General features: G+C 59.9%; 17 protein-coding genes. 14 read left to right on the top strand and 3 right to left on the bottom strand.

Going from position 1 to position 17,573, the window contains the following annotated elements:
- Window positions 1-324 precede the first annotated feature (324 nt).
- The gene (locus QK296_RS28145; protein ID WP_032895679.1) at window positions 325-1,671 is read right to left on the bottom strand and encodes an MFS transporter; all 1,347 of its coding nucleotides are present in this window, start codon (window positions 1,669-1,671) and stop codon (window positions 325-327) included.
- A gap of 253 nt (window positions 1,672-1,924) precedes the next feature.
- On the opposite strand from QK296_RS28145, the gene QK296_RS28140 reads away from it, so the two are divergent.
- The gene (locus QK296_RS28140) at window positions 1,925-2,293 is read left to right on the top strand and encodes a YkgJ family cysteine cluster protein (protein ID WP_003193526.1); all 369 of its coding nucleotides are present in this window, start codon (window positions 1,925-1,927) and stop codon (window positions 2,291-2,293) included.
- A gap of 139 nt (window positions 2,294-2,432) precedes the next feature.
- Window positions 2,433-4,694: an EAL domain-containing protein gene (locus QK296_RS28135; protein WP_282392196.1), complete on the top strand. Its 2,262-nt coding sequence runs from the start codon at window positions 2,433-2,435 to the stop codon at window positions 4,692-4,694.
- A 227-nt stretch (window positions 4,695-4,921) separates the two neighbouring features.
- On the opposite strand, the gene QK296_RS28130 is transcribed toward QK296_RS28135, so the two are convergent.
- A complete protein-coding gene (locus QK296_RS28130) occupies window positions 4,922-5,224 on the bottom strand; it encodes a DUF2288 domain-containing protein (RefSeq protein ID WP_003193531.1) in 303 nt (100 codons plus the stop codon).
- A gap of 341 nt (window positions 5,225-5,565) precedes the next feature.
- Between QK296_RS28130 and QK296_RS28125 the strand changes: the two genes are divergently transcribed.
- The 9 genes from QK296_RS28125 to QK296_RS28080 all read left to right on the top strand — a co-directional run bounded on the left by QK296_RS28125 (window position 5,566) and on the right by QK296_RS28080 (window position 13,261).
- Window positions 5,566-6,693: a branched-chain amino acid ABC transporter substrate-binding protein gene (locus QK296_RS28125; protein ID WP_003193533.1), complete on the top strand. Its 1,128-nt coding sequence runs from the start codon at window positions 5,566-5,568 to the stop codon at window positions 6,691-6,693.
- Window positions 6,694-6,920: 227 nt separating this feature from the next.
- On the top strand, window positions 6,921-7,844 hold the full coding sequence (gene livH, locus QK296_RS28120) for a high-affinity branched-chain amino acid ABC transporter permease LivH (RefSeq protein ID WP_003193535.1): 924 nt from the start codon (window positions 6,921-6,923) through the stop codon (window positions 7,842-7,844).
- A complete protein-coding gene (locus QK296_RS28115) occupies window positions 7,841-9,094 on the top strand; it encodes a high-affinity branched-chain amino acid ABC transporter permease LivM (RefSeq protein ID WP_003193536.1) in 1,254 nt (417 codons plus the stop codon). The genes livH and QK296_RS28115 overlap by 4 nt, the downstream gene beginning before the upstream one ends.
- On the top strand, window positions 9,091-9,858 hold the full coding sequence (livG, locus tag QK296_RS28110; RefSeq protein ID WP_003193538.1) for a high-affinity branched-chain amino acid ABC transporter ATP-binding protein LivG: 768 nt from the start codon (window positions 9,091-9,093) through the stop codon (window positions 9,856-9,858). The genes QK296_RS28115 and livG overlap by 4 nt, the downstream gene beginning before the upstream one ends.
- A 1-nt stretch (window position 9,859) precedes the next feature.
- Window positions 9,860-10,561, top strand: a complete 702-nt coding sequence (locus QK296_RS28105; protein ID WP_003193540.1) for an ABC transporter ATP-binding protein — start codon at window positions 9,860-9,862, stop codon at window positions 10,559-10,561.
- Between the two features lie 247 nt (window positions 10,562-10,808).
- Window positions 10,809-11,105, top strand: coding sequence for a DUF2282 domain-containing protein (locus QK296_RS28095; protein ID WP_056786908.1), 297 nt, complete (start codon window positions 10,809-10,811; stop codon window positions 11,103-11,105).
- A gap of 22 nt (window positions 11,106-11,127) precedes the next feature.
- A complete protein-coding gene (locus QK296_RS28090; RefSeq protein ID WP_282392191.1) occupies window positions 11,128-12,006 on the top strand; it encodes a DUF692 domain-containing protein in 879 nt (292 codons plus the stop codon).
- A complete protein-coding gene (locus QK296_RS28085) occupies window positions 12,003-12,779 on the top strand; it encodes a DNA-binding domain-containing protein (protein ID WP_003193545.1) in 777 nt (258 codons plus the stop codon). The genes QK296_RS28090 and QK296_RS28085 overlap by 4 nt, the downstream gene beginning before the upstream one ends.
- On the top strand, window positions 12,776-13,261 hold the full coding sequence (locus tag QK296_RS28080) for a DoxX family protein (protein WP_003193547.1): 486 nt from the start codon (window positions 12,776-12,778) through the stop codon (window positions 13,259-13,261). Before QK296_RS28085 ends, QK296_RS28080 begins: the two co-directional genes overlap by 4 nt.
- On the opposite strand, the gene QK296_RS28075 is transcribed toward QK296_RS28080, so the two are convergent.
- Entirely contained in the window at window positions 13,252-14,166 is a 915-nt protein-coding gene (locus QK296_RS28075; RefSeq protein ID WP_003193552.1) for a LysR family transcriptional regulator, read from the bottom strand. The two genes, QK296_RS28080 and QK296_RS28075, sit on opposite strands and share 10 nt — an antisense overlap.
- Before the next feature lie 217 nt (window positions 14,167-14,383).
- Here QK296_RS28075 and QK296_RS28070 point away from each other — a divergent pair, with 217 nt between their 5' ends.
- The 3 genes from QK296_RS28070 (at window position 14,384) to QK296_RS28060 (ending at window position 17,450) form a co-directional block, all read left to right on the top strand.
- Window positions 14,384-14,983, top strand: a complete 600-nt coding sequence (locus QK296_RS28070; RefSeq protein ID WP_003193553.1) for a short chain dehydrogenase — start codon at window positions 14,384-14,386, stop codon at window positions 14,981-14,983.
- Window positions 14,984-15,079: 96 nt separating this feature from the next.
- Window positions 15,080-15,751: a membrane protein gene (locus QK296_RS28065; RefSeq protein ID WP_032895666.1), complete on the top strand. Its 672-nt coding sequence runs from the start codon at window positions 15,080-15,082 to the stop codon at window positions 15,749-15,751.
- 85 nt (window positions 15,752-15,836) lie between these two features.
- The gene (locus tag QK296_RS28060) at window positions 15,837-17,450 is read left to right on the top strand and encodes an NAD(P)/FAD-dependent oxidoreductase (RefSeq protein ID WP_003193556.1); all 1,614 of its coding nucleotides are present in this window, start codon (window positions 15,837-15,839) and stop codon (window positions 17,448-17,450) included.
- The last annotated feature ends 123 nt before the right edge of the window (window positions 17,451-17,573 follow it).

Genomic DNA, 17,573 nt, shown 5'->3' with positions numbered 1-17,573 from the left:
CGCCGTCAGGGCGGAACCCTAAGTGGCCGTTACCTAAATAACGGATATGTACCCGATCCAACTGTGTTGACTGTCAGGCCGCCTTCGCGAGCAAGCCCGCTCCCACAGGTGGATTGTGGGGTGTCAGGTAGAGAGATGTCGGCTTTCAGGCCGTCATCGCAGGCAAGCCAGCTCCCACATTTTTTAGATCGCGGCGCGTCAGTTAGAACAGCGTCGGCTATCCGGCCGTCACGGACAAGCCCGCTCTCACAATTGACCACACAAGGTTCAGTCAACTCGGTCAAAGGTGGGAGCTGGCTTGCCTGCGAAAGGGTCACCTCGGTCTCAAGCTGTAGCCGCAGCCGCCGGCACCTCAACCGCACTCAACCCTTCCTTCATCCGCTTGGCATCACGCACAAAACTGCGCGAGGCCTGGAACAGAAACAGCATGGTCAAGAACAGCGCCACCGGAATCAGGTACATGGCGTCATGCAAGCCCACGGCTTTATAAGCCTCGGTCATCTGCTGCGCCCCGTCCGCATACATCGCCGAATGAGCAAAGTGATCGGACAGCGCCCCGACCACCACCGGCCCCATGCCACCGCCGAGCAAATACAGCCCGGCAAAAAACAGCGCCATCGCCGTCGCGCGCAAACGCGGTTCGACCACGTCCTGGATCGCGGTATACACGCAGGTATAGAAGTTGTAGGCAAACAACCAGCCCACACTGAACAGCGCGACAAACACCCCGATTTCGACACGCCCGGCATGCAATGCCCAGGCGGTGGTAACCGTGGAGATGATCAAGCTGAACGCGGCAAACAACAACCGGCCATTGGCGACACGCTGATGAATCTTGTCGGCAATCCAGCCGCCCAGCGTCAATCCCACCAGGCCGGTCAGGCCGACGATGACGCCGGTCGCGACGGCCGCGTCCTGCAACGGCATAAGGAAATAGCGTTGCAGCATCGGCACCAGGAATGAGTTGCACGCATAGGTAGCGAAGTTAAAGCACAACCCGGCCAGCACCAGCCACAGGAAGGTCGGCACGGCCAGCACGCGGCGGATGGGGCGGTCGACGCGCTCCTGGGAAACCTGCACGGTTTCCGCCGCGCCGCGCTTGGGTTCTTTTATGTAGAACATAAACACCGCCAGGATCAGCCCCGGCACCGCCGCGATAAAGAAGGGCGCGCGCCAGCTGTCGAACGCCTTGACCATCGCACCGATAGTAAAGAACGCCAGCAACAGGCCCAACGGCAGGCCAAGCATGAAAATCCCCATGGCTCGGGCGCGGCGGTGGGCGGGAAACAGGTCGCCAATCAGCGAATTGGCCGCCGGTGCATAGCTGGCTTCGCCAATGCCAATGCCCATGCGCACCAGCAGGAAGGTCCAGAAACTGCCGACCATGCCATTGACCGCCGTCAGCCCGCTCCAGGCAAACAGGCCCCAGCCCATCAACTTGCTGCGTGAACCGGTGTCGGCCAGGCGCCCGAGCGGCAGCCCGGCAATGGCGTAGACGATGGTAAAGGCGGTGCCGATGATACCGAGCTGAAAGTCGCTCAAGTGCCATTCCATGCGGATGGGCTCGATGATGATCGCGGGAATGGTACGGTCAAAGAAATTGAACAGGTTGGCGAGGAACAGCAGGAACAGAATGCGCCAGGCATTCGCCGCTTGGGTCGAGTTCTGCATGGGTCCGTCTCTTTTATTGTTATGAGAGCTGCGATGCCCGGTGCATCCTGCTCAGGTCACTGCAACATAGTCAGGCTGGCGGTGATTGTCTGTAATGATTCGTAAAGCTGATAGGGCATGATTTCACCCAGGCAACGGGGGATTTTGCCCACGAAAATATAAGTGCGTACCCCTCTTCCCAACGGCCATGGCACGGATAGAATGGCGAGCCTTTCGCAGCACCCTCCTCCTACTTTTCTTATTGATGACGCCCATGTCCGAAGCCAGTCCGTGTCTGAATTGCGGTGCCTGCTGTTCACACTTTCGCGTGTCTTTCTTTTGGGGTGAGTGCGCCTCGTCCGGGGGCACGGTGCCCGATGAGCTGGTGGTGCAGATCAACCCCAGCCGCGTGGCGATGATCGGCACCGACCGCAAGCCGGCACGGTGCTGCAGCCTTGAAGGTGAAGTCGGACAAGCCACCAGTTGCTCAATTTATGAACAACGCTCCAGTGTATGCCGTGAGTTCGAGGCGTCTTGGAGCCAGGGCGTGCAAAATGTCGATTGCGACGCCGCCCGTGCCGCATTTGGCCTGGCCCCGCTGGAGGCCCCGCACTTCGAACTCGACCTGCCCATCAGCGCTTAGCACCAAACGCTATGGAAGGCATATCAAAATAATTTGAGATCAAAACGCCATTACTGATGGCAAATTTCGAGAGACTCCTATACTCGACCTCATAGGTCATCGCCGCTGGCAGTGACAGGGCTCTGTGACGGGATAAGCTATGGAATGGCTGGGGCAGCATTTTTTTACCGACCTTCCAGACAGCGGGCATTTATTGCTCAATTGCACTCATAACCCGTTTCTGGTGCTGCTGGCGTACCTGGTCGCCTGCGCGGCGGGTTTCGGTACCCTGGACATGGCCGAACGTGTCGGCCATGTCGAAGACCCCACCGCCCGCCGCCATTGGCGCTGGCTGGGTGCGGGTTGCCTGGCAGGCGGCATCTGGTCGACCCACTTCATCAGCATGCTGGCCTTCCAAGCGCCCATTGCCATTCACTACGAACTGATCATGACGTTCGTCTCGCTGCTGATTGCCCTGATCGCCTCGCTGCTCGCCATGCAGACCCTCAGTCATACCCACCTGCGTTTTCATCAGTACCTGGTGGCTTCGGTGTGGATGGGGCTGGGTATCGCGCTGATGCACTACGTGGGCATGTCGGCCATGCGTTCCCAAGCCCAGGTGTACTTTGAAACGCGGCTGTTTTTGGCCTCGGTGGCGATTGCCATGGGCGCCAGCCTGGCGGCGTTGTTGCTGTCCAGTTACCTGCGCAATGGGGCCGGCGTGTTTCACCAACTGCTCAAATACGCCGCCAGCCTGGTGCTCGGCGCCGGGATCCTGAGCATGCACTTCACCGGCATGGCGGCCATGCAAATGCTGGTGCCCAGCGGCACGGATCTGTCGTTGCGGGCCGATGACAACCCGATTCAACTGGGCCTCTCAGTCGCGATGATCACCTTGCTGGTGATCGGCAGCAGCGTCAGCGCAGCCCTGGCCGACAAGAAGCTGCAACACAAGGAGCGCGACCTGCGCCGGGTCAACGCGCTGCTCAGCGAACTCGACCAGGCCCGCGCCTCGCTGCAACAAGTGGCTCACTTCGACGCGTTGACCAGCCTGCTCAACCGCCGTGGTTTCAATCAGATCTTTGCGGAGAAAGTCGCGGAAAAAACCCGCACTCAAGGCATGATGGCGGTTATCTTCCTCGATATCGACCACTTCAAGCGTATCAATGACAGCCTGGGCCATGATGCGGGCGACCAGCTGCTCACTGTGCTCGCCGGGCATATCAAAGGTTCGATACGCAGCCATGAAGATGTGGTGGCACGCTTTGGCGGCGATGAGTTCTGCATCCTGGTCAATATTCATCACCGCGACGAAGCCCGGCACATGGCCCAGCGCATCATGCAGAAGATGAAAGAACCCATCGAACTGGCCGGTCGGCGCATGGTGATGACCACCAGCATCGGCATCAGCCTGTTTCCCGAAGACGGCCACACCTGCGAAGAACTGCTTAAAACCGCCGACCTGGCGCTGTACCAATCCAAGGATGCCGGGCGCAATTGCTTGAACTTCTTCAGTTCCAACCTAAAAACCCGTGCCTTTCTTGAGCTGCAACTGGAAGAAGAACTGCGCGCCGCCTTACGTACGCGCAGCCAGTTGGTGCTGTTTTATCAACCGATCTTCGACATGAAGCTGGGCAAGGTCACGCGCCTGGAAGCCCTGGTGCGCTGGCAACACCTCCAACACGGGCTGCTGGCCCCGGACCGCTTTATCGGCATTGCCGAGAACAACGGGCTGATCGCCGAGCTGGACCACTGGGTATTGCGCCAGGCCTGTCACGACCTGAGCCTGTTGTCTGATCGGGGCTACACCGAGTTGATCATGGCGGTGAACTGCTCGGCGTTGAACCTGGCGCGTGACGAACTGGCCGATGAAATCGAAGACGCCCTGCGCTTCGCCGGCATCGGCACCAACCGCCTGGAACTGGAAGTCACTGAAAACGCGTTGATGGGCAATATCAGCAGCACCCTGGCCCTGTTGCGGCAGATTCGCGCCCTGGGTGTGTCACTGGCCATCGATGACTTCGGCACCGGCTATTCGTCGCTGGCTTACCTCAAGCGCTTGCCGCTCAACACCTTGAAGATCGACCGCTCGTTTATCCAGGACATCCCCAAATCCACCGCAGACAGCGAAATTGTCCAAGCGATTATTGGCATGGCCCACACCCTGCACTTGCAGGTGGTCACCGAGGGCGTGGAAACCCAGGCGCAGTTCGAGCTGTTGCTCAAGCATGGCTGCGACTACATCCAGGGCTACCTGCTCAGCCCGGCGGTGCCCTTCGACGACATCATCGGCGTGATGCAGGGGATTGCCATGCGTAATCCGCTATATCCGCTCAGCGTGGAAGGCAAAGACGCTCCACCGCCAAACGACCCAGCTGCGGGACGTATCGGCCCGCCTTCTATTGTCAGGCCGATCCGCTGAGACCAAGACGCGCAAGCTGACGATTTGAATGCGCGCGCTGCAGCGCTGAGTCATACGCCGAAACAATTGCGCGGCTATTTCCCGACGACCTGAACTGTGCCCGTGACGTTTACGTCACCCTCGCCTGTGATCTTTCGCTACGGCAAGGTGCCATCACGCGATAAGCGGTTACTCCCCTACACACTTCACCGCGTGAAAAATACGCACCTTTTTAGTGCTGGCAATTCTTACGCCGCCCTTTCCTGGATCAGAATCCATGGCGAGACCACCACTGCCCACAAGCTCGGATCACGTTCCACCAGGTCCAACGCCCGCGATGCAGACACTTCGCCAAGACTCCCGGCAGCTAGCCAGGCGGCGACTTTGTCACGGTTGTCTTCGGCCATTCCTTCGGCGGCCTCGATCAAATCCAGGCTGGCATCGACCCACAATAGGGCACCCTTGGCAAAGAACGGTTCAAGCTCCTTCCAGGAAATTTCGGCCGTTTCACCGAGCAGCTTGGCATAGAGGGTGCTTGGTTCTTGCGTCATGGGAATTCACCTGAGTAAAAAATCGGCGCAATCATAGCCCCGTCGCTCAGGCAGAAAAACCCAGTAGCAAATGAAGTAGCGATTGAAAGCGCCAGGAAAGCCAAGGAATGCCTTGAAAGCTGTTAGCAACCCGCCGCGATTCTGTCTTTTTCTTTCATTTAAGCGACATACCCAGGTTTTGCCCCCAGCTGCCAGCTTTTCAAGCGATCAGCCAGCGCTCTACACTGTACCGGTACAGTTGCCAGGGCAATGCCGGGGGGATATCCGCGATATCTGATCCGGTTCTGCAGCTCACAAGGCCGCTAGAACTATAAAAAATACAACAGTAAGAGTGGAGCACTATGAATAAGGCTACTAAGCAGATTTCCAAACTGTTTGCCGCTATGGTCCTGGCTGGGGTTGCCGGCCATTCGTTCGCAGCCGACACCATCAAGATCGGCATCGCCGGTCCCAAGACCGGTCCGGTGACGCAATACGGCGACATGCAATTCATGGGTGCCAAGCAAGCCATCAAAGACATCAACGCCAAGGGCGGCGTAGACGGCAAGATGCTTGAAGCCAAGGAATACGACGACGCTTGCGATCCAAAACAAGCCGTGGCCGTTGCCAACAAAGTGGTCAATGATGGCGTCAAGTTCGTCGTCGGCCACCTCTGCTCCAGCTCCACTCAGCCAGCGTCGGATATTTATGAAGACGAAGGCGTCATCATGATTACCCCGGCTGCCACCAGCCCTGAAATCACTTCCCGTGGCTACAAGCTGATCTTCCGCACCATTGGCCTGGACAGCGCGCAAGGCCCAGCGGCCGGCAACTACATCGCCGACCACGTGAAGCCGAAAATCGTCGCCGTACTGCACGACAAGCAGCAATACGGTGAAGGCATCGCCAGCGCCGTGAAGAAGACCCTTGAAGAAAAAGGCACCAAGGTTGCCGTCTTCGAAGGCCTGAACGCCGGTGACAAAGACTTCTCCTCGATCATCCAGAAACTCAAGCAAGCCAATGTCGACTTCGTCTACTACGGCGGCTACCACCCTGAGCTGGGCCTGATCCTGCGCCAAGCCAAGGAAAAAGGCCTGAACGCCAAGTTCATGGGCCCGGAAGGCGTGGGTAACGACTCCATCTCGCAAATCGCCCAGGGCGCTTCCGAAGGCCTGCTGGTGACCCTGCCGAAATCCTTCGACACCGACCCTGCCAACAAAGCCATCGTTGAAGAGTTCGCCAAGAACAAGCAGGACCCAACCGGTCCGTTCGTGTTCCCGGCCTACTCGGCAGTTGAAGTGATTGCCGGTGGTATTGCTGCGGCCAAAAGCGAAGACACCGCCAAAGTGGCCGAGGCCATCCACGCCGGTACCTTCAAGACCCCTACGGGCGACCTGAGCTTCGACGCCAAGGGCGACCTGAAGGACTTCAAGTTCGTGGTCTACGAATGGCACTTCGGTAAACCAAAAACCGAAGTTTCCCCTCAGTAAGCCAGGCGTTACTGGTCAACAAGCCCACTGTGCAAGCAGTGGGCTTTGTTTTACGAGGTTTATGGGCCATGTCACCCGCGATCCGGGCGCTGGCTCACCTGAAAATCTTAAAACCGTCACCAGCGGTTCGCTGGCAAACGCTTTGTGCAACCTGGTCACAGAACAGGGCACCGAGCCGGAAATGACTCCACCAGTGAAATGCGTATCGGGTTTTTAGGAGCGCTGTAATGCCTGAGATCTATCATTTTTTCCAACAGCTGGTTAATGGCCTGACCATTGGCAGCACCTATGCCTTGATAGCCATTGGCTACACAATGGTTTACGGCATCATTGGAATGATCAACTTCGCCCATGGCGAGGTGTACATGATTGGTTCCTACGTGGCCTTCATCGCCCTTGCCGGGCTGGCCATGATGGGGATCCACTCCCTGCCGCTGTTGATGACCGCTGCGTTTTTGGCATCGATCATCGTGACCAGTGCCTATGGCTACAGCATCGAGCGGGTTGCCTACCGTCCCCTGCGGGGCAGCAACCGTTTGATCCCGCTGATTTCTGCCATCGGCATGTCGATTTTCCTGCAGAACACCGTATTGCTGTCCCAGGACTCCAAGGACAAGTCCATTCCCAACCTGATTCCGGGGAGCATCTCCTTCGGCCCGGGTGGCGCACAAGAAGTGCTGATTTCGTACATGCAGATTCTGGTTTTCGTGGTCACCCTGGTGGCCATGCTGGGCCTGACGCTGTTCATCTCCCGCTCCCGTCTGGGGCGCGCCTGCCGGGCCTGTGCCGAAGACATCAAGATGGCCAACCTGCTGGGCATCAACACCAACAACATCATCGCCCTGACCTTCGTCATTGGTGCTGCGCTGGCGGCCGTGGCGGCCGTGTTGCTGAGCATGCAATACGGCGTGATCAACCCCAACGCCGGCTTCCTGGTGGGCCTCAAGGCCTTTACCGCGGCGGTATTGGGCGGCATCGGCAGCATTCCGGGCGCCATGCTCGGCGGGCTGGTGCTGGGTGTGGCCGAAGCCTTTGGCGCCGATATCTTCGGTGACCAGTACAAGGACGTCGTCGCGTTCGGCCTGTTGGTTCTGGTGCTGTTGTTCCGTCCGACCGGCATCCTGGGCCGTCCGGAGGTTGAGAAAGTATGAGCAGATATCTTAAATCGGCGTTTTTCAGCGCCTTGCTGGTCTGGGCCGTGGCCTTTCCGGTACTCGGTCTCAAGCTGAGCATTGTCGGCATCAACCTTGAAGTGCATGGCACCGGGCCTGTCACCCTGACCGTCATCGCGCTGTGTTCGGTGCTGATGTTCCTGCGTGTACTGTTCACCCAGCAGGTTGGAGCCCTGTTCAAGGGCAACCGTGGCCCGTTGGTGTCGCCCAAGGTCAGCCAATTTCTGACCCTGCCGCGCACCCAGCGCTACATCATCATCGGGCTGATCATCGCGGCGCTGATCTGGCCGTTCTTCGGCTCGCGCGGCGCGGTCGACATTGCCACGCTGATCCTGATCTACGTGTTGCTGGGCCTGGGCCTGAACATCGTGGTGGGCCTGGCGGGCCTGCTCGACCTGGGTTATGTGGGCTTTTACGCCGTGGGTGCCTACACCTACGCGCTGCTCTCGCATTACCTGGGCTGGAGCTTCTGGATCTGCCTGCCACTGGCCGGTATGGCGGCGGCGACGTTCGGCTTCCTGCTGGGCTTCCCGGTGCTGCGCCTGCGCGGTGACTACCTGGCCATCGTGACCCTGGGCTTCGGCGAAATCATTCGCCTGTTCCTGCGTAACCTTACCGACATCACCGGTGGCCCCAACGGCATCAGCAGCATCCCCAAGCCGACATTCTTCGGGCTGTCGTTCGACCGCAGCGCCGCCGAAGGCATGCAGACCTTCCACGAGTACTTCGGGATTGCCTACAACCCGGTGAGCAAAGTGGTGTTCCTGTACCTGGTCGCGCTGTTGCTGGCATTGGCGGCCCTGTTCGTGATCAACCGCCTGCTGCGCATGCCCATCGGGCGCGCGTGGGAAGCGTTGCGCGAAGATGAAATCGCCTGCCGCGCCCTGGGCCTGAACCCGACCATCATCAAGCTTTCCGCATTCACCCTGGGCGCTGCGTTCGCAGGTTTTGCCGGCAGCTTCTTCGCCGCTCGCCAAGGCCTGGTGACGCCGGAATCGTTCACCTTTATCGAGTCGGCGATCATTCTCGCCATCGTGGTATTGGGTGGCATGGGCTCGCAACTGGGCGTGATCCTGGCGGCCATCGTGATGATCCTGCTGCCGGAAATGATGCGTGAGTTCAGCGAATACCGCATGTTGATGTTCGGCGCCATGATGGTGCTGATGATGATCTGGCGTCCTCAAGGCCTGCTGCCCATGCAACGTCCACACATGGAGCTGCGCAAATGAGCCGCGAGATCCTGAAAGTCGAAAACCTGAGCATGCGCTTCGGCGGTTTGCTGGCGGTCAATGGCGTGGCCCTGACCGTCAAAGAGAAACAAGTGGTAGCACTGATCGGCCCCAACGGCGCCGGCAAGACCACGGTGTTCAACTGCCTCACCGGTTTCTACAAGCCGAGCGGTGGCAGCATCCTGCTGGACGGCCAACCGATCCAGGGCCTGGCCGGCCACGAAATCGCCCGCAAAGGCGTGGTGCGGACCTTCCAGAACGTGCGGTTGTTCAAGGACATGACGGCAGTCGAGAACCTGTTGATCGCCCAGCACCGTCACTTGAACACCAACTTCTTCGCCGGCCTGTTCAAGACCCCGGCGTTCCGCAAAAGCGAGCGCGAGGCCATGGAATACGCGGCGTACTGGCTGGACAAGGTCAACCTGACCGAGTTCGCCAACCGCCCCGCCGGCACCCTCGCCTACGGCCAGCAACGACGCCTGGAAATCGCCCGTTGCATGATGACGCGCCCGCGCATCCTGATGCTCGACGAACCTGCCGCCGGCCTGAACCCCAAGGAAACCGAAGACCTCAAGGCGCTGATCAGTGTGCTGCGTGAGGAAAACAACGCCACGGTGCTGTTGATCGAACACGACATGAAACTGGTCATGAGCATCTCCGACCACATCGTGGTGATCAACCAGGGCACGCCGCTGGCCAACGGGACGCCGGAGCAGATCCGCGACAATCCTGAAGTGATCAAAGCCTATTTGGGGGAAGCGTAAAATGCTGCAATTCGAAAACGTTTCCACTTTCTACGGCAAGATCCAGGCCCTGCACAGCGTCAATGTGGAAGTACGCCAGGGTGAGATCGTCACCCTGATCGGCGCCAACGGTGCCGGCAAATCGACCTTGCTGATGACCTTGTGCGGTTCGCCGCAAGCCTACAGTGGCAGCATCCGCTACATGGGTGAAGAACTGGTGGGCAAGCACTCGGCAGAGATCATGCGCAAGAGCATTGCGGTGGTGCCCGAAGGCCGTCGAGTGTTCTCGCGCCTGACCGTCGAAGAGAACCTGGCCATGGGTGGGTTCTTTACCGACAAGGGCGATTACCAGGAGCAGATGGACAAGGTGCTGCACCTGTTCCCCCGCCTCAAGGAGCGTTTCAGCCAGCGCGGCGGCACCATGTCCGGCGGCGAGCAGCAAATGCTCGCCATCGGCCGGGCGCTGATGAGCAAGCCAAAGCTGTTGCTGCTGGACGAGCCTTCCCTGGGCCTGGCACCGATCATCATCCAGCAGATCTTCGACATCATCGAACAGCTGCGCAAGGACGGGGTGACGGTGTTTTTGGTAGAGCAGAACGCCAACCAGGCGCTGAAAATCGCTGACCGCGCCTATGTGCTGGAGAATGGCCGAGTGGTGATGCAGGGCACCGGTGAGCAATTGCTGACCGATCCGAAAGTGCGGGAGGCGTACCTGGGCGGCTAAACACAGGCTGCCATAGAAACCGGATCAAAAATGTGGGAGCGGGCTTGCTCGCGAATGCGGTGAATCAGCCAGGAAACTGTTGGCTGACACACTGCATTCGCGAGCAAGCCCGCTCCCACATTTGTTTGGTGTGAACCGTACTATTGAATTTATTTTCGAAGTTTGTGTAACGCAATTCGTCGAGCTCTCTCTAGTGGTGCATGCAGGCAATCAAGCCTGCGCATTCAACCACTGCTGGAGACACACCATGACCACCAAACTGTCCGCTGCCACCCTCGTTCTGGCCCTTGGTTCTGCCCTGAGCCTGTCCGCCCTGACCACCACCGCCCACGCGGCCGACGACATGCAGAAGTGCTACGGCGTGGCTGAAGCCGGCAAGAATGATTGCGCCGCAGGCGCCGGTACTTCCTGCGCGGGCACCTCTAAAACCAAAGACCAGGCCAATGCCTGGAAACTGGTCCCCGCCGGCACATGCACCCAGACCCCAAGCACCACCTCGCCGACCGGTTTTGGCCAGGAAGCGGCCTTCACCGCCAAATCCTGAACCCCGCGCAGCCTGAGTACTGATGATGACGCTTACAGCCCAACACGCGGTCTCACCGGCTCAGGCGCCCGGCCTGCCCTATCGGGCCGGGCTGGGGCTCAAGACCGAGCACTTCACTGAGGTGCTCGAGACCCGCCCCGACATCGGTTTTTTCGAAGTACACGCCGAAAACTACATGGTGGCCGGCGGCCCGTTTCATCACTACCTGGGGTTGATTCGTGCGCAATACCCCCTGTCACTGCACGGCGTCGGCCTGTCCATCGGCGGCGAAGGCCCTCTGGACCGCGAGCACTTGGCTCGCCTGGCCACGCTGATCGAACGCTACCAACCCCAGTCTTTTTCCGAACACCTGGCCTGGTCCAGCCACGGCCCGGTGTTTCTCAACGACCTGCTGCCCCTGGCCTACGACGCCAGCACCGTAAACCGGGTGTGCGCACACGTCGACCAGGTACAAAGCACGCTCAAGCGCCCGATGCTACTGGAAAACCCGTCCACCTATTTGCAGTTCCAGCGCTCCACCCTGGACGAAACCGACTTCATCAGCGAGATCGTCCGCCGTACCGGTTGCGGCCTGCTGCTCGACGTCAACAACGTCTACGTGTCCTGTATCAATCACCAGCGCGACCCGCTGGCCTACATCGATGCCCTGCCATTGCACGCAGTGGGTGAGATTCATCTGGCCGGTTTTGCCGAAGACACCGACAGCCTGGGCGACCGCCTGCTGATCGATGACCACGGTGCGCCAATCGATAACGCCGTGTGGCAGCTGTATGCACAGGTATTGGCACGGACGGGAGCGGTGGCCACGCTGATCGAGCGGGATAACCAGGTGCCCGCGTTCAGCGTGCTGCAAGCAGAGGCCCGACAGGCCGAAGGGTATTTGTCGCAGGTGACCCGATGAGTATTCAGCAGGCATTTGCCCAGGCTTTACTGGCCCCGCAAGCAACCTGCCCCGAGGGCGTGTTCAGCAGCAACGGTGCTGAGCCGACGAGCCGCTTTGCGGTGTATCGAAACAATGTCCATAGCGCGTTGATCAATGCTTTGGCGGCCGCCTACCCGGTGGCGCGGCAACTGGTCGGCGATGAGTTTTTCCGCGCCATGGCCGGCCTGTATGTCCAGGCCCACCCGCCTATCAGCCCGTTGATCAGTGAGTACGGCGGCACGTTCGCTGACTTTATCCAGGCTTTCGAACCGGCCTCAAGCGTGCCCTACCTGGCCGATGTCGCCCGGCTGGAACGCTTGAGGGTCCGCGCTTATCACGCGGCGGATTGCCAGGTTCTGGATCAGCACAGCGTACTTCGGCAACTGCAAGGCTGCGCACAACTGGGACAACTGCGTGTACGACTGCATCCGTCACTTGCCACGCTGGAATCTTCCTACGCGGTGGTATCGGTTTGGGCGGCGCATCAGGTCGACGGGGCTATCGCCACTTTGAACCCCTGGTATGCCCAAGGCGCGATGGTCTTGCGCCAAGGGTTGGCGGTCAAGGTATTCGCCATCGACCGCGGGTCTGTGACCTTTATCAACCGACTCAACCAAGGCGCAGGGCTGGAGATGGCCATCGCTGACGCCCTGCAAGCCTCTGACGAATTCGATTTGCACCAATGTCTTACGCTGTTGATCAGCCACGACGCCATCACCCATTTACATCTGCAACCCGAGGTATCGCCATGAACTTTCCCGCTCCCTGCCTGGTAAAGCGAACCGTCGCACTGTTTGAAAAAATCCCTTACAGCCTGATCGCCTTTATCGCGCGCTTCTCCATTGCGGCGGTGTTCTGGAAGTCTGGCCAGACCAAGGTCGAAGGCTTTGCCATTGACCTGATCAGCGGCACCTTCCAATGGGGTGAGCCCAAACTTGCCGCCTCGACCCTGTTTTTATTTCGCAGCGAATACCAATTGCCTCTGCTGTCGCCGCAGGTGGCCGCGCACCTGGCAACCTTTGCCGAACATTTTTTTCCGGTATTGATCCTGCTGGGGTTCGCCACGCGTTTTTCGGCCCTGGCCTTGATCGGCATGACCTTGACCATCCAGCTGTTCGTCTACCCTGACGCCTATCCCACTCACGGCACCTGGCTTGCGCTGTTATTGCTGTTGCTTGCCAAAGGCCCAGGCTGCCTGTCCATCGACCACCTGATTGCCCGCCGCTATCGCTGAAGCCGATCCAGCGCTTCGCCGCTGCGCTTGAACCAGTCCACCAGGTAGTCGGCCAACACCTGGGTACGCCGTGGCAGGCCGCCCTGGTAGGGATGCACCAGGTACATCGGCATGCTGCGTGTCTGATAGTCGCGCAGCAGCCAGCGCAATCGGCCGTCAGCCAGTTCCGCGGGTAGAACGTAGGACGGCAGGCGGGCAATACCGGCGCCGACCAACGCGGCTTTTTTCAGCAGGTTGTAGTGGTTGGAGGCGAAGGTGCCGCTCACCTTTACCCGCAGCAATTCGTGTTGCTGGTGGTACAACCATTCCTCGCGGCCGCTGTAATGGCTGTTGAGCAGACAGCTGTGCGCCGCCAGGTCCGCCGGGGTCAGTGGTTCGCCATGCTGTTCCAGATAAGCCGGGCTGGCGCAGGTCATTTCATGCCAGGCCAGCAAGGGTTTGGCCACCAGGCGTTCATGTTCGATGGCGCCGGAGCGTACGCCCAAGTCAAAGCCATCCCGTGCCAAGTCTCGGTAGCTGTTATTGAGCTCCAGCTCGATCTGCACCTGGGGATACTGCTTGGAGAATTCCAGCAACAAACCATCGAAGAAGGTTTCGCCCAACGACACCGGAACGGTCATACGCACAGGGCCGGCCAAATCATCTTTGAGTCGCGCCAAGGCCTGACGGGCGCGCTCCACCTGCACCACCAACGCTTGTGCCTGGGGCAGCAACGCCGCGCCGGCAGCGGTGAGGCTCAGCTTGCGCGTGGTGCGGTGCAGCAGTACCACGGCGAACTGCGCTTCCAACTGGCTGATGCGCTTGGACAACTGCCCTTTGCTGCAGCCCAATTGTGCGGCCGCTACGGTGAAACTACCGGCCTCGATCAGCACGGCGAACGCCGCCAGGTCATCCATTTCGCTCACGGATTGTTTCCATTTGAAAACCAAAGGTTGCCTATTAGCGCGTTTATCCGACTAAAAAGCCACACTAGACTGAACGCAAACCCATACCACTGCAGGAGCGAGCTTGCTCGCGAAAAACTCAAGATCGCCGCCGTGTAGTCAGTTTTACCGCGTGATCGTTGACGTTCTTCGCGAGCAAGCTCGCTCCTACAGGGAATCAGCCCAGAGGAACAGCACGATGAAAATCCTATTGATCGGTGCCAGCGGCACCATCGGTTCAGCGGTCAAGGCGCAACTGGCCCAGCGCCACGAAGTGATCAGCATCGGCCGCACCAGCGGCGACTTTCAGGTGGATATCAGCGATAGCGCCTCGCTCCGCCGGCTGTTCGAGCAGACCGGCAAGTTCGACGCCCTGATCTGCGCGGCAGGCAACGTCAACTTCGTGCCCCTGGCAGACATGAACGACAGCGATTTCGAACTGGGCCTGCGTGACAAGCTGATGGGCCAAGTCAACCTGCTGTTGATCGGTCGTGAGTACGCCAACGATGGCGCTTCGTTCACGTTCACCAGCGGCATTCTGAACCGTGATCCGATCCGCACCGGCGCTTCGGCGGCTTTGGTCAACGGTGCATTGGACGCCTTCGTCAAAGCGGCGGCCATTGAGTTGCCACGCGGCCTGCGCATCAACTCGGTCAGCCCGACGGTGTTGCTGGAAGCCATGGGCAGCTATGCCCCTTATTTCCGCGGCTATAAACCTGCCCCCGCCGCCGATGTGGCGCTGGCTTACGCGAAAAGCGTCGAGGGCCTGCAAACCGGTCAGACCTTTATCGTAGGTTGAAGGTGATATCTGTAAGAAACGCCTGAAGCTGGCAAGCGGGCTTGTGATGCACGGCCAGCCTGCGTAACGTGGCGGCACTTGCCTGGAGACCCGATAATGCGCGCCGCCCGTACCCTCGCCCTGTTTGCCTTGCTTCCTCTGTTCGCCGCTTGCCAATTGTTTGAAAGCGAGCCGGCCAAGCCATCGACTGTCGGGCTGACCCGTATGCAGGGTGAGTTGACGGCGGTGGACGGCAAACTGCTGTTTCAGCCATGCGGCGACCAGCGCAGCTACGTGGTCAACGACACCGGCGGCACCAGCGTCCTGCAGGAAGCGGCCTCGCTGGCCGGCCAGCAGGGCATGCTGTTTGCCGACCTGCGTGGCAAATTTTCCGGCGTCGCCAGCGGCACCCAGGGCTCAGTGGACCTGCAACAGCTGTATCGCGTCGAACGCTCGACCTCAGCCTGCTCCGACCCGGACTTCAAGCGCATGATCCTGCGGGCCAATGGCCATAAACCCGCCTGGGCAATGAATGTCACGGCCAAGGGCATGGTGCTGGAACGCGAAGGCCAGCCACCTTTGGCAGTGCCGTACGTCGAGGAACAACTGGGCGACGGCCGTTTCAACCTGATGACCGAGGCCAATAACCAGCACATCGAACTGTGGGTGGCGCCCCAGCGCTGCGTCGACAGTGTGAGCGGCAGCCTGCAACACATGAGCGCCGAGTTGCGCGTGAACGGCCAGGTGCAGCGCGGTTGCGCGGCGTTCGGCGGCTCGCGGGACGATTAACCTGACGGAAAGTCGCCATTGGGGCTTATAATCGCCGGTTTGCAAAACAGCCGGCCTTCTTGCCCGCCGCCTACCGGATCCTGTCATGTTACGAATCACTGAACTCAAGCTGCCCATCGACCATCCCGAAGAAGACCTGCGCACTGCCATCGTGCAGCGCCTGGGCATCGCCAGTGATGACCTGCTCGATTTCACCCTGTTCAAGCGCAGCTACGATGCGCGTAAAAAGACCTCTGAGCTGTGCTTCATCTACACCGTCGACCTGAACGTGAAGGGTGAAGCCCCTCTGCTGCTCAAGTTTGCCGATGATCGCAACGTCAATCCGGCACCGGACGTCAGCTACAAGGTGGTGGGCCAGGCGCCGGAAGGCCTGGCTGAGCGGCCAATCGTGGTGGGCTTTGGCCCCTGCGGGATTTTCGCCGGGCTGCTGCTGGCACAGATGGGCTTCAAGCCGATCATCCTCGAACGCGGCAAGGAAGTGCGCCAACGCACCAAGGACACCTGGGGCCTGTGGCGCAAAAGCGTGCTCAACCCCGAATCCAACGTGCAATTTGGTGAAGGCGGCGCCGGTACCTTCTCCGACGGCAAGCTGTACAGCCAGATCAAGGACCCTAAATTCCACGGTCGCAAAGTGCTGCACGAGTTCGTCAAGGCCGGTGCGCCGGAAGAAATCCTCTACGTCAGCAAGCCCCACATCGGCACCTTCCGCCTGACCGGCGTGGTGGAAAACATGCGCGAGCAGATCATCGCCCTGGGCGGTGAAGTGCGCTTCGAACAGCGGGTCACCGACGTGCTGATCGAAGACGGCCAGTTGAACGGCGTGGTCATCGACGGCGGCGAGCAAATCCTCTCCAAGCACGTGATTCTTGCCCTGGGCCACAGCGCCCGTGACACCTTCCGCATGCTCCACGACCGTGGCGTGTACATGGAAGCCAAGCCGTTCTCGGTGGGTTTCCGTATCGAGCACCCGCAGTCGCTGATCGACGCCGCACGCCTGGGCAAATACGCTGGCCACCCGAAGCTGGGCGCAGCGGACTACAAGCTGGTGCACCACGCCAAGAATGGCCGTTCGGTCTACAGCTTCTGCATGTGCCCGGGCGGCACCGTTGTGGCCGCGACCTCGGAACCCCATCGCGTCGTGACCAACGGTATGAGCCAGTACTCGCGTAACGAGCGCAATGCCAACTCGGGCATCGTGGTAGGCATCACCCCCGAGGTGGATTACCCGGGCGGCCCGCTGGCGGGTATCGAGTTGCAGGAGCGCCTGGAGTCCCACGCCTACATCCTCGGCGGCAGTAACTACGAGGCCCCCGCGCAACTGGTGGGCGACTTCATCGCCGGCAAGCCCTCCACCGCGCTAGGCAGTGTGGAGCCGTCCTACAAACCTGGCGTGTCATTGGGCGACCTGGCCCTGGCCTTGCCGGACTTCGCCATCGAAGCCATCCGCGAAGCCTTGCCGGCGTTCGAGAAGCAGATCAAAGGCTACTCGCTGCACGATGCGGTGCTGACCGGCATCGAGACCCGCACCTCGTCCCCGTTGCGCATTACCCGCAATGAGTCGATGCAGAGCCTGAACGTCAAAGGCCTGTTCCCGGCCGGTGAAGGCGCAGGCTATGCCGGTGGGATTCTGTCGGCGGGTGTCGACGGGATCCGGATCGCCGAGGCGCTGGCGCGGGATATGCTCGGCATCGAGGCCTAAAGCACACTGGCGGCAAGCATAAATCCAATGTGTGGCTTGCCTGCGATGAGCATAGGTATCTACACATCTTGGTGTGACGCTGGACCTGTGGCGAGGGAGCTTGCTCCCGTGACGGACTGACAG

The sequence above is a fragment of the Pseudomonas sp. AL10 genome, assembly GCF_029960685.1.
GTDB lineage: Bacteria > Pseudomonadota > Gammaproteobacteria > Pseudomonadales > Pseudomonadaceae > Aquipseudomonas > Aquipseudomonas lactis.
Note: the sequence above shows the minus strand (reverse complement) of the source record. Positions and strands in the feature narration are given on the sequence as shown.